Origin of the sequence: Streptomyces sp. 1331.2, from assembly GCF_900199205.1 — a bacterium.
In the GTDB taxonomy this organism is placed as follows: domain Bacteria; phylum Actinomycetota; class Actinomycetes; order Streptomycetales; family Streptomycetaceae; genus Kitasatospora.
The window spans coordinates 7,612,682-7,624,416 of the sequence record NZ_OBMJ01000001.1; the positions used below are offsets into that span (position 1 = coordinate 7,612,682).

An 11,735-nucleotide genomic window follows, 5' to 3' on the forward strand; every position below is an offset into this window, starting at 1 on the left:
AGGACTATGGCGAACGGCGAGGTGGCCTCGTCGGCCACAGCGAAGTACCTGCAGATCGCGGCTGACCTTGCCGCGCAGATCAAGTCGGGCGCTCTCCCTCCCGGTGCGGTCGTGCCGAGCGAGGCCGAGCTCATGCAGCGGTACGGGGTCGCATCCGGCACAGTTCGCAAGGCTGTCGCCGAACTCCGAACGGCTCAGCTCGTCGAGACGCACCACGGTCGAGGCTCGTTCGTCCGTTCCCGCCCACCAGTACAGCGGAAGTCCACGGACCGATTCCGCCGCACCCATCGCGAAGCCGGCAAGGCCGCGTACCTCGCGGAGGCGGAGATCTCCGGCGGCATCCCGTCCGTGACCGTGCTGTTCGTGGGCCCCACAGCAGCACCTCCCGAGATCGCCGATCGTCTGGGTCTTCCAGCCGGCACCCAGGTACTGGCCCGCAAGCGCCGGTACTTCCGCGACGGGGTACCCACCGAGGAGGCCACGTCATACCTGCCGTGGGATGTCGTCAAGGACATCCCGGAAGTCTTCGCCGAGAACCCCGGCGGCGGCATCTACGCCCGCCTCGAAGAACACGGACACTCCCTCGCCGAGTTCACCGAGTCCGTGCGAGCCCGGCTCGCGACCAAGCCCGAGACCAAAGCGCTCGCCCTGAGCCCCGGTGCGCCAGTGATCCACCTCGTTCGCGATGCCATTGCCACGGGTGGCCGCGTAGTGGAGGTGTGCGACACCATCATGGCCGCCGACCAGTTCGTTCTCGACTACCGCTTCCCCGCGCACGACTGACCGGCAATCAACTACCCGCAACCCGCCGCGAGATCCTTCTCGCGGCGGGTTGACTTATGTACAGGAGTCAGGCACTCTTCCGCCCACTGCTCATGTACATAAGTGCATGTGCATGGAGGCATCTCATCTAGAGGAAATGGTTGTGTCGTAGCGCGCGACCACTGGATGGCGCCGCAGCAGGAACAAGTGGCGCGACAAGTCTCTTCATCCGCACCTGACTTTCCCCGGGTACTTCGCCATGCTCGTAACCTGCCGCCCCCGCACGTTCGCCGCCCGCCTGGACTCGCGGACCGAATCCACGCCGCTCGCCCGGTACTTGCTCCGGGCCTACCTCGCCGCCCTGCCGGCCGGCGACCGCTACGGCGACGTCGCCGAACTCCTGCTCGGCGAGCTGTTCGCCAACGCCGTCCAGCACTGCGACGCCCCCGCCGACCGCCTGATCGAGGTCCGCTTCGCCGTGGCCAACTCCAGCCTGCGGCTGGAGGTCCACGACGCCGGCAGCGGCCGCCCCTGCGTCGGTTCCGCCACGCCGGACGACGAGCACGGGCGCGGCCTGTTCCTCGTCAGCGAGCTCGCCGAACGCTGGGGCTGCTGCCCGCGTGCCGGTGGCATCGGCAAGTTCGTCTGGGCCCTCGTCGCCCCCAGCCACCCCTTCATCGCCGCCGTCGCGGTCTGAACAGGAGGACCGCCCCCGATGCGCCTCGTCCTCACCGCCAAACACCTCCTGGACACCGGCGCCACCCTCGCCCAGGCCTACGCCGCCCTCGCCCGCCGCACCCGCGCACCCCTGCGCTGCGCCCGCGCCGTCTGCACCGCCCTCGGCATCCCCGCCGCCGAAACCGCCCGCCGCCACCCCACGGCAGTCAACAAACGATGGACGACGCCGCGCGGCCGCGTCGTCCATCGTTTGTCGGCTGGTGCGGCGCATCGTTCCTCGTCGCGGCCCGGGACAAGGCCCGTGCCGCCCACCCAGGACACACGGAATCGAGGGAGACCATGCGCACCCCCGCACGCCTCGCGGCGCTGGCCGCGGTGACCGCCATCGGCCTCGGCACCATCGCCACCGGCACCGCCCAGGCCGCCGCGCCCGCCCCGGCCACCGTCCAGGCCGCCCGGAGCACCACGGTCCACCTGACCAACGGGAGCGGCTGCACGCTGCAGCGCACCGACTACTCGCTGGCCCACGGCATCTGGTCGCCGGGCATGGAACCGTCACCGACGGTGGGCAACGGCTGGGGAGCGGTCTTCGCGTCGGAGAGCAACGGCTTCCTCACCGGCACCGAGGGCACGGTGACGTACCGGGCGTACGACTGCGAGGAGGGCTGGCGCAACGGCCGGACCGTGGTGCTGCACTGGGCCAACCCGTATGCGGGCTCCAACAGTTACGACGAGGCCGGCACCGACCTCGGCGCCTTCCGCACCACCCGCGAGGGCGGCACCGGCAACAACGCCGACGTCTCCTGGGGCGTGTGGAAGAGCTGACCTCGGGTCGCCCAGGCCGGGCGAAGCACAGAGGGCGGGGCACCGGGTGGTGCCCCGCCCCCGTGCCGCTCGGAGCCCGGCTCAGCCCTCGGCCGGGAACTCGCCCGCCCGCACCGCGGCGATGAACGTGCCCCACGAGGAGACGGGGAAGGCAAGCACCGGCCCGTCGGGGTCCTTGGAGTCACGGACCGGTACCTGACCGGAGGACCCGATCGCCGCCTCGACGCACTGCCCCTGCTGAGCGCTGTAGGAGCTCTTCCGCCAGTTCGTCATCGCCAACTCCTGAAATGTCCTTACGCCGGCAGGTCGCCCCTGCGGACGGCCGCGACGAAGGCTTCCCAGGCAGAGGCAGGGAAAACGAGGACCGGCCCACCGGCGGCCCCTGGCCCGGCCAACGCCCGCAAGGCAAGCAACAAGAAGACCCCATCAACCGTCCTGCCGGCAGTGGGTCTTGAACAGTTCACAAGGCGCGTCAGACGTCACCGAACGGCCCCCGCCGCCCGGGCCGTTCGGCAACCGCGCTCACCCTTCCGGCGCGCCCGGCCGGGACACGGTAGCGTCCTGGTAGCACCGCAGGTTCACGCAGCGAGCAGGCGGGCGGGCGTGAGCGCGGGAGGACTGCTGTGCTGGAAGAGCGGGAGTCGATCGGCAAGCGGGTACGGCGGGCGCGGCTCAGGCTGGGCATGACCCAGGCTGACCTGGCCGCCGCGATCGGCAGGACCCAGGGCTGGGTGTCGAAGGTCGAGAAGGGCGCGATCGAGCTCGACCGGGCAGGCGTCATCAACCAGATCGCGGCAGCCCTCCACTGCCACCCCAACGATCTCATAGAACGCCCGTTCGTCGCGGGCAAGGCGTCGGAGAACCAGTGGCAGGTCTCGGCGGCTGCCATCCTGCGGGAGCTGCGCCGGTACGACCTCACGCCCGTCTTCGACGGCAGCCCCCGAACGTCCGCGGAGCTCTGGCGAGAGACCGAGCGTCTGCACCGGCTGCGGGACGCGGCCGCCAACGTGGCCATCCTGAAGGTACTTCCGGACATGCTCCGCGAAGCACGCGCACTGGCCGAGGTGTCCACCGGCCACGAGCGCGAGGAGGCCTTCGCGATCTACACGATCGAGTGCAAGTTCGCGCACACCGCCGCGCACGCACTCGGCCACCCCGAACTGATCGCCATGGCCTGCGAGCGGGCCGCGTGGTCGGCCCGGCTGTCCGGCGACCCGGTGACGGAGGCCGTCGCGGACTGGATGCGGGTGTGGGACATGTGGGCCACCGCGGACTGGGACGACGCCCTGACACTGTCCGACAAGGCACTTCGGCGCGTTGAGGACCAGTACCGCGCCAACGACCCACTGGCCGTGCGGGCCTGGGGAACCCTCCACCTGCGGGCCGCCGTGTCGGCCGCACGCGCCGGCCGCCGGCTGGAGGTCGAGGACCGCATCCAACACGCCCATGCCGCAGCCGAGTTGATGGACAGCGGCCGATCCGAGCCGCCTTTCGACCGGCACTCGCTGACCTTCTCCAGCGGCAACGTCCAGATCCACGCCGTGTCCGTCCAGTTGGAGATGGGCGACCACGCCAAGGCGCTCGTCCTCAACGAACGCGCCGACCCGCAGAAGATTGCCGCCCTCCCCGGCTCCAGGCGCGGCCACCACCAGATGGACCTTGCCCGCGCCTGGCTGTGGGACGGCAACCGGGACAAGGCGCTCCAAGCCCTGGAAGCGGCGGAGAAGATCGCCCCGCAACTCGTGCGCAACCACCCGATCGCCCGCGCCACCCTACGGAAGATCGTCTACGCCGAGCGCTCGGCTACCCGCGAGAAGCTGCGCCACATGTCCGACCGCTTCCACCTGGACGGATAGGGCTGTATTCCGCTGATTCATATTCAGCTGTAGTCGCACCCTTACTGTCGGTGCTCGTGAACGGACGACGCACCGCCGCGGGGACTCGCATCATGCCGCGCCTTCGTGGGCGCCTCGCCTCAGCGACCTCGCCCACGACACCGCCACCGACAGGGTCGGTGTCGTCGTGGACGTGCCCGCAGAGGGCGTCCACGGCTATCACCTGCGCCCGGGGGGCAGGCTGCGAGGGCGAGTGGGTAGCCCCGAAAGACGGCTCCACCCTTCGTCCCGCACCCGAGCCGTAGCGTCCGGTCAATGGACGGTGCTGCGCCGAACATGCGCAGCCCCGCCGATGCCTCCTATTCGCACACGATTTCCCATTGGGGTTACTTCGCCATGCTCGTAACCTGCCGCCCCCGCACGTTCGCCGCCCGCCTGGACTCGCGGACCGAATCCACGCCGCTCGCCCGGTACTTGCTCCGGGCCTACCTCGCCGCCCTGCCGGCCGGCGACCGCTACCGCGACGTTGCCGAACTCCTGCTCGGCGAGCTGTTCGCCAACGCCGTCCAGCACAGCGACGCCCCCGACGACCGCCTGATCGAGGTCCGCTTCTCCGTCCTCAACTCCCGCCTGCGGCTGGAGGTCCACGACGCCGGCAGCGGCCGCCCCGCCGTCGGTTCCGCCGAGCCGGACGACGAGCACGGGCGCGGCCTGGTCCTCGTCAACGAGCTCGCCGAACGCTGGGGCTGCTGCCCGCGCGCCGGCGGCATCGGCAAGTTCGTCTGGGCCCTCATCGCCCCCAGCCACCCCGCAACCGCCCACGCCGCCTGAAAGCACCCACCCCGATGCGCATCGCCCTCACCGCCAAACACCTCCTCGACACCGCCGCCACCCCCGCCCAGGCCTACGCCGCCCTCGCCCGCCGCACCCGCGCGCCCCTGCGCTGCGCCCGCGCCGTCTGCACCGCCCTCGGCATCCCCGCCGCCGAAACCGCCCGCCGCCTGGACGACTGCTACGACGCCCTGCTCGCCAGCCCCCGCCCGAACTCCGAGGCCGACACCGGCGAACTCCTCGAAGCCCTCGGTGTCTTCGACGTCCCCAAGCCGCTCACCCCCACCGAACTCGCCGTCGTCGACCTCTTCCTGGTCGCCGTCGGCGCCATGGGCGGCATCCGCCCCGGCCACCAGCACGGCCTCCACCGCTGGTTCACCACCGGAAACCTGATCACCGCCTACCTCTCCCTCACCGCCGCCCGCCCCATGCCCCGCACCGGCGACCCCACCCTGTACTGGACCACCCTCATCCAGGCCGGTGAACTCCTCACCACCACCCCCAACCCCGACACCCGCCTCAAGTACGCCCTCCACCGCTGCCGCACCCACGCCACCCAAGAAGCCCAGGCCGCCCGCCCCTGACCAACACCCCACCCCTGCACAGGAAGTCGACCTCGCCGACTTCCTGTACAAGGGTCGGGTGTTGGTGCCGGGGGAGTCCGATCAGTCGATTGCGTCCACCGGCGCCGGCCGCCACGCCACCTGCGAGAGACCCGGTTCGGGTCGGGCGGCTTTCACCATCGGCCGAGGCCGAGCACGGTTCCACAGGTCACGTGCGTGCCGGTTGCCCTGGTAGGGCTTGATCATGGCCGGCGTCGAGAGGACTCGCAGAACACCCTCTCACGGCCGGTCGTCATGGGGTTCCCGCCGGTGAGTGTCAGCAAGGCCAAGGAACTGTCCCCGCATCGACAACACGATCGGGTGGCGCCCTGACAGGCTCTCTGCGCAAAGCGGGTGTCGGACCGTGGCTGCGAGTCGGTCCGGTGCCGTTCGGACGGGACGCGCCGAGCGGCGGCCCGCATCGAGGGGCGAGCGGGACCCGGGGGCGTGGCGTGCGACGCGGCCGGCAGACGGAGTCGGGAGGGGACGTCCGTGTTGGAGGTACTGGGGCTGACAGCCGAGGCGACGGCTGTGTACGAGGCCATGCTCGACCATCCGGGCTACGGCCTGGACGACATAGCCGCCCATTGCGCCCTGCCCCCGTCGAAGGTTCACGACCACCTCGACGAGTTGAGTCGGCTCACCCTCGTCCGGGCCTGCGCCGAGCATCCCGGACGGATGCGGGCGGTGAGCCCCGAGGTAGGTCTGGCCGGCATGCTCGCTCTGCAGGAAGCCGAACTGGCAGCCCGTCAGGCCAAGCTCGCCGCTTCGCGCGTCGCCGTCACTCGTCTGGTCGCCGACCGAGCCAAGCACACCTCGGCCCACGGTGAACGGATCCTCGGCATGAACGCCATCCACAGCCGCCTCGAAGAGCTGGGCCGCACCGCCACCACCGAGGTCCTGAGCAGCCAGCCGGGCGTTCAGGAGCCCGAGGACCTGAACGCCAGCCGCCCGGCCGACGCCGATGCGCTCGGGCGCAACATCACGATACGGACCCTCTACCAGGACGCCGTCCGCAAGCAGCCCCATGTGGCCGTCTACGCCCACTGGTTACTGGGCCTGGGCGGCGAGGTTCGGACCGCTCCCACGATTCCCCAGCGCATGGTCGTCGTCGACCGCGCTCGGGCGCTGGTTCCGATCGATCCCGCCGACCACCGCAAGGGCGCCCTGTACGTCACCGAGCCCGGCATCCTCACCGCCCTCCTCGACTTCTTCGAGCAGGCCTGGAGCACGGCTGTCCCGCTGGGCGCCGTAGTGCCCGAGGATCCGCGCAGCGGCCTCACTCCTGCCGAGCGTGAGCTCCTGCGTCTGCTCGGTTCCGGTCTGACCGATGAGGCCGCGGGCCAGCGCCTGGGCATCTCCTCCCGCACCGTCGGCCGCCAGATGTCCTCGATCATGGAGCGGCTCGGCGCCGGCAGCCGATTCGAGGCGGGTATCAAAGCCGCGCAGAAGGGCTGGCTCTGAACCGCGCCCGTCCTCGGTCCTGACGGGCAGTGCGGGCTTGCCCGGGGCCTTCGTCCGGTCGACCGCGTGCCCCGGTCCCGCCGGGCCGTGACGGCACCGACCACGGTCCATCAGTCCTGCGCCGACCCCGACCCCGACCCTGATCCCGATCCCGACTCCGATCCCGACTACGATTCCGATTCCGATTCGGATTCCGACAGGGACTGCTGCCGGTGCTCGCGGGGTGAGAGCCCGTACGCGGCTTTGAAGGCGCGGCTGAAGTCCGAGGCGCGAGGGATGCCCCAGCGGGCACCGATGGCGTGGATCGGTACGGCGCGCTGCACGGGGTCCGCCAGGTCACGGTTCGCTCCCCGCAGCCGCTGGGCCCGGATCCACGCGGCGACGGTGTCGCCCTGCGACTGGCGGGCGAACAGGCGGTTCAGATAGCTGACGGAGATGTAGTGTGCGGCGGCGATCGCGGGCGGTGTCAGCCCGGGGTCGTGGAGGTTGCGCCGCACGTACGACCGCACGCTCTCCACCAGGACCCGTTGCCTTGCGCCGGGCGTCACCGCCGTCTCGACGTCGAGCTCCCGGGCCAGCCACACGGCTGCCAGGTCGAGCGCGACCGTTCCCAGGCGGTACCTCTCGTCGGCCCCCAGGACAGCGGCCTGCCGCTCCAGCCCGAGCAGGAACTCCGCCAGCAGCGCACCCGTCCCCTCACGTCCGGAAAGCCGCCGCCCAGGAGGTCGCGCAGCCGGTCCGGGGACACCGACAGCAGCGACACGGCAGGTCGATGCCCACGCCGGCGACCTGCGGCTCACCGCCACCGACCCGTCGGCATCGAAGAACCGCCCGTCGTAGGGGTGCGAGCTGTCGATCAGCTGCAGGTCTCCGGTCCCGAACAGCTCCTTCTGGTCCCTGCCGCGCCTCAGGGCGCTGGCGCCGGCCGTCAGCAGCGTCAGGTGGTAGAACTCCTCGTCGGAGCTTCGGATCATGCGCTCGGTCCTGCGGAAGCGCGCCGACGGGAACGACGTCCCCAGCAGGGCCACCGGTCCCAGGGCGGTGCGTCGCGCCTGTGCGGTGAAGGTGTCGACGTGCGCGCTGGTCGCATCGCACACCCGTGTCTGCCCGACCAGCTCCCGCCACTGGTCGAACTGGTCCGGCCCGGCCCGGTACTCGCTCCGGTCCGGGCTCTGCGTCCCCGCGGTCACTTTTCCACCCCTCCCCCCTGCCGGTCGGCAGGGCATCCCCACCGACATCATCGGGTACCGCGGCGGCCGGGCGTGCGGGAGGAGGGATCGGACGGGATCGGACGGGATTCGTCGGGGTATGCGGGTGCGGCCCCGACTCGGTCGAGTCGGGGCCGGCTGTCGGAGTCCTGGTGGTCCGTGGACGGAGGGCTACTCGGGGGGGTGCCGACGAACCCGGTCAGGTCGGTGGTGGCCCAGGCGCCGTTGGTGGGGTGGTAGGTCAGCTGCAGGTGGCCGTCGGCGTAGTTGCGGCTGTAGAGCACCAGGGTGCCGTCGGGGTTGAAGGCGGCGCTGAGGTTGGCGCCGTCGGTGGCGGGGGTGCCGGCGTAGCCGGTCAGGTCGATGGTGCTCCAGGCGCCGCTGCTGGGGCGGTAGGTCATCTGGAGGTGGCCGTTGGCCGCGTTCGCGGTGACGATGCCCAGGGTGCCGTCGGCCTGCTGGAACAGGGCGGGCGAGGAGCCGGCCGAGACCGGGTGCCGACGGAGGTGGTCAGGTCGGTGGTGGTCCAGGTGCCGCTGTTGTTGGCGATGTAGGTGAGCTGGAGGTGGCTGTCGGCGGAGTTGCGGCTGTAGATCGCCAGGGTGCCGTCGGAGCCGGTGAAGGCGCTGACCGCGCCGTCGGTGGCGGGAGTGCCGACGTAGCCGGTCATGTCGGTGGTGGCCCAGGTGCCGCTGGGGGCGCGGTAGGTCAGGCGCAGGTGGCCGTTGGAGGAGTCGGTGGTGATCGCGCCGATCGTGCCTTCTGCAGGGCGAAGGCCGCCGGGGCCTTGTCCGCGGTGGCCGGGGTGCCGGCGTAGGCGGTGAGGTCGGTGGTGGCCCAGGCGCCGCTGGTGGGCAGGTAGGTGAGCTGGGGTGGCCGTCGGCGTAGTTGCGGCTGTAGATCGCCAGGGTGCCGTCGGAGCCGGTGATCACGCTGTAGGTGCCGTCGGTGGCGGGAGTGCCGACGTAGCCGGTCAGGTCGGTGGTGGCCCAGGTGCCGCCGGCGGAGCGGTAGGTGAGCTGGAGGTGGCCGTTGGCGGCGTTCGCGGTGACCGCGCCCAGGGTGCCGTTCTGCTGGACGAAGGCGGCCGGGGGGCCGCCGGCGGAGACGGGGTGCCGGCGGTGTTGGTCAGGTCGGCGGTGGCCCACTTGCCGCCGGAGGGCAGGTAGGTGAGCTGGAGGTGGCCGTCCGCGGCGGAGCGGGTGAACGTCATCGACGTCCCGTCCGTGCCCAGCACGGTGCCCTTGTCGCCGCGGATCGCCTTGGCCGGGACGGCGGGGCGGTGCCGCCGCCACTGCCGGTCGTGACCGGGGAGATGTAGCCGCTGATCCGCTGGCCCCACGGGGCGCTGCCCACCGAGTAGTTGGGCGTGGACTCCTGCTGGACGATGCCGTTCGGGTACCTGCTGTGGCCCTCGTTGCCGCCGGTCACGGTCATGGTGCCGTTGCCGACGGCGGTGACGATCGCGACGTGGCTGGCCCAGTCCCGGTCCGGGTTGTAGTCGTAGACCACCGCGTCCCCGGGGTGCGGGGTGCTGGACAGCGTCCCGTACCTGACGCCGTAGTCGTAGAAGCTGGCGGCCCCGTCGGTCAGGTCGCCCAGGTGCTGGACCCCGCCGCCCTGGCCCAGGCCACCCGGCGAAGTCGGCGCACCAGGGCTGGAGGTTGGCGGAGCTGGTCTGCCCGGCGCCGTTGCTGTAACCGCTGCCGGGGCCGTGGTTGATCTGGCTCTGGACGGCAGCGATGCTGCCGGCGGTGTCGGCGTGGGCGGGACCGCAGTCATGCCCGTGACGGCGGTTGCTGCGACGGCGATGGCGACGGCGGACTTCTTCAGACGGGCGAATGTAATGGTCATGACAGATCATCCTCGGGAGGTCGGTACGCGCGGGTGCACGGAGGCGTGCGGGGTGCCCGATCGGGCGCTCGGGCCGTCTCCGGCGGCGGCTGTCCTGCAGGAACAGCCGACCGGGGAAGGCCGGGGCGTGCGGAGGGAGCGGATGGAGCGGATGGAGCAGGGGTGGAGCCGGGTTGGAACCGGGATGGAGCGGGATGAGGCGCGTCGGCGTCGGCGTCGGCCGAGGGGAATTCGCCACCGCGTCCCGGCATCCGGGCGGGGGTGGGAGTGGACGGCTGCCCTGCAGGAGCAGCGGTCGTCGGTCCTGCGTGCGCGGGCCGCGAGAGCGAGCGGGGCGGTCGGCGCAGGGGTTCCGGCGCGGGTCAGTCGATACGTGCGGCGGGTGCAGCCGGCGCGGCGGTCACCGGTCGGTGCAGTCCGTGGCCTCCGGCGGCTCCGGGGGCAGGTAGCACCGCAGGAGCATCGGCGATGTGCGGTGGCTGCGGGCGATCAGGCTGTGCGCGCGGCAGACGGCGTCGACCCGATCGGCCGACCCGACGAGCCCGGCGAGCCGGCGAGCCCGACGAATCCGATAGGCCGGACGAGCCGGACGAGTCGGACGAGTCGCGGCTGAGCAGGTAGAGCAGGAAGTCGATCCGGTCGTCGGCGGGCTGTGCGCTGGCGTGCTGGAGGCCGTCGGCGGGCTCGGCGTGCGCCCAGAGGGCGTCCACGGCCGCGGCTGCCTCGGCCGCTCCGATCGCCTCGGCCGCATCACCGGGCCACCGGCGTTTCAGGCTGGCGTAGACGATGTCCATCCCGTGCTCAGCTGCCCCAACGAGGCTGGCCTGGGTGACGCCGCCCCAGCCGAGGCTGTCGGTGGAGGTGGGCGTGGTGGGGGTGGTGACGCCGCCCCAGCCGAGGCTGTCGGAGCCGGTGACGGCCGCGGTGCTGGTGGCCGCGGTGCTGGTGGCCGCGCAGACGCCCGGGTCATCAGGAGGGCGGTGAGCGAGACGGCGGCGACCGCGGCGGCCTGGGCGATACGGGTGCGGATCATGACGGAGCCTTTCTGACGTTGACGGGAGAGGTGTGCCGGTCCGATGGGGCGTCCCCGCGGTTGACGCTCCGTTCGGCTGCCGTCCGGCCGATCCCTGTCGGGCTTCCCTGGCGGCGATCACTACTTTCGTCGACCGCCGGCACCGCCGGAAGGCCTTCCGGCTGTCGCCCATCGGCCTGACGGGAACCGGACGCTGTGACGCGTACATGTCAAGCTTGCGTGCTGTGCAAGGCGCATGACGCCACCTGAACCGGATGCTCACGTTCATGCCACGCAGGACGTCGATCCCGCCGACTTCCCGTGCAGTGTGCCGGGTGGTTCCCGCCGGCCCGTGGCGCCGGGTGCCTGCCGCGCAGTCTCCGGGAACGCAGAGAGACCGCCTCGGGCCACCAGGGCCGGGCGGTCTCTGCTGTCCGGGCGGGCCCATGCGCCAACACGGCCCGTGCCGATGTTCCCGAGATTGTTGGAGTGAACAGCGCCCCCCGGGTTCCGGACCGCAGGTCCTGGTGACGCTGCTGCAAATCGTCACATCCGGCCCGGAGGGCTTACAAGAGGACGCTGCACAAAGGCGCATCAAAATCCGGTTTCAAATCGCTGAACTGCCCCTTTCTGGTACGGCGTTCACGAGATCACGGGCGGGGGC

Annotated in this window: 14 protein-coding genes; 8 read left to right on the top strand and 6 right to left on the bottom strand. The window is 71.5% G+C overall.

What is annotated here, in order from left to right:
* Positions 1-6 precede the first annotated feature (6 nt).
* The 3 genes from CRP52_RS32980 to CRP52_RS32990 all read left to right on the top strand — a co-directional run bounded on the left by CRP52_RS32980 (position 7) and on the right by CRP52_RS32990 (position 2,265).
* Positions 7-783 (top strand): GntR family transcriptional regulator, encoded by a 777-nt coding sequence (locus CRP52_RS32980; protein ID WP_097239721.1) that lies wholly within the window; start codon positions 7-9, stop codon positions 781-783.
* Between the two features lie 238 nt (positions 784-1,021).
* The gene (locus CRP52_RS32985) at positions 1,022-1,459 is read left to right on the top strand and encodes an ATP-binding protein (RefSeq protein WP_097234516.1); all 438 of its coding nucleotides are present in this window, start codon (positions 1,022-1,024) and stop codon (positions 1,457-1,459) included.
* Between the two features lie 320 nt (positions 1,460-1,779).
* Positions 1,780-2,265, top strand: a complete 486-nt coding sequence (locus CRP52_RS32990) for a hypothetical protein (RefSeq protein WP_097234515.1) — start codon at positions 1,780-1,782, stop codon at positions 2,263-2,265.
* Between the two features lie 81 nt (positions 2,266-2,346).
* On the opposite strand, the gene CRP52_RS32995 is transcribed toward CRP52_RS32990, so the two are convergent.
* On the bottom strand, positions 2,347-2,538 hold the full coding sequence (locus CRP52_RS32995) for a DUF397 domain-containing protein (RefSeq protein WP_097234514.1): 192 nt from the start codon (positions 2,536-2,538) through the stop codon (positions 2,347-2,349).
* A 350-nt stretch (positions 2,539-2,888) separates the two neighbouring features.
* On the opposite strand from CRP52_RS32995, the gene CRP52_RS33005 reads away from it, so the two are divergent.
* From CRP52_RS33005 to CRP52_RS33020, 4 genes are all read left to right on the top strand, one after another.
* Positions 2,889-4,121, top strand: a complete 1,233-nt coding sequence (locus CRP52_RS33005) for a helix-turn-helix domain-containing protein (RefSeq protein WP_097234512.1) — start codon at positions 2,889-2,891, stop codon at positions 4,119-4,121.
* A 375-nt stretch (positions 4,122-4,496) separates the two neighbouring features.
* The gene (locus tag CRP52_RS33010; protein WP_179852634.1) at positions 4,497-4,931 is read left to right on the top strand and encodes an ATP-binding protein; all 435 of its coding nucleotides are present in this window, start codon (positions 4,497-4,499) and stop codon (positions 4,929-4,931) included.
* A 14-nt stretch (positions 4,932-4,945) separates the two neighbouring features.
* The gene (locus CRP52_RS33015; RefSeq protein ID WP_097234510.1) at positions 4,946-5,515 is read left to right on the top strand and encodes a hypothetical protein; all 570 of its coding nucleotides are present in this window, start codon (positions 4,946-4,948) and stop codon (positions 5,513-5,515) included.
* A gap of 510 nt (positions 5,516-6,025) precedes the next feature.
* Positions 6,026-6,997, top strand: coding sequence for a helix-turn-helix transcriptional regulator (locus CRP52_RS33020; RefSeq protein WP_097239722.1), 972 nt, complete (start codon positions 6,026-6,028; stop codon positions 6,995-6,997).
* 167 nt (positions 6,998-7,164) lie between these two features.
* Here the strand turns inward: CRP52_RS33020 and CRP52_RS33025 are convergent, their stop codons facing one another.
* The 5 genes from CRP52_RS33025 to CRP52_RS38650 form a co-directional block, all read right to left on the bottom strand.
* Complete coding sequence (locus CRP52_RS33025) at positions 7,165-8,187, bottom strand: helix-turn-helix domain-containing protein (protein WP_257032977.1); 1,023 nt, start codon at positions 8,185-8,187, stop codon at positions 7,165-7,167.
* A 47-nt stretch (positions 8,188-8,234) separates the two neighbouring features.
* Positions 8,235-8,606 carry a hypothetical protein gene (locus CRP52_RS33030; protein WP_097239723.1) on the bottom strand — a complete coding sequence of 124 codons (372 nt, stop codon included), beginning with the start codon at positions 8,604-8,606 and terminating at the stop codon, positions 8,235-8,237.
* The gene (locus CRP52_RS33035; protein WP_097239724.1) at positions 8,603-8,875 is read right to left on the bottom strand and encodes a hypothetical protein; all 273 of its coding nucleotides are present in this window, start codon (positions 8,873-8,875) and stop codon (positions 8,603-8,605) included. Before CRP52_RS33035 ends, CRP52_RS33030 begins: the two co-directional genes overlap by 4 nt.
* 539 nt (positions 8,876-9,414) lie before the next feature.
* A complete protein-coding gene (locus CRP52_RS33040) occupies positions 9,415-10,059 on the bottom strand; it encodes a CHAP domain-containing protein (protein WP_097239725.1) in 645 nt (214 codons plus the stop codon).
* Positions 10,060-10,421: 362 nt separating this feature from the next.
* A complete protein-coding gene (locus tag CRP52_RS38650) occupies positions 10,422-10,853 on the bottom strand; it encodes a hypothetical protein (protein WP_179853012.1) in 432 nt (143 codons plus the stop codon).
* Between the two features lie 34 nt (positions 10,854-10,887).
* On the opposite strand from CRP52_RS38650, the gene CRP52_RS38655 reads away from it, so the two are divergent.
* Positions 10,888-11,043, top strand: coding sequence for a hypothetical protein (locus tag CRP52_RS38655; protein ID WP_179853013.1), 156 nt, complete (start codon positions 10,888-10,890; stop codon positions 11,041-11,043).
* Positions 11,044-11,735: the final 692 nt, after the last annotated feature.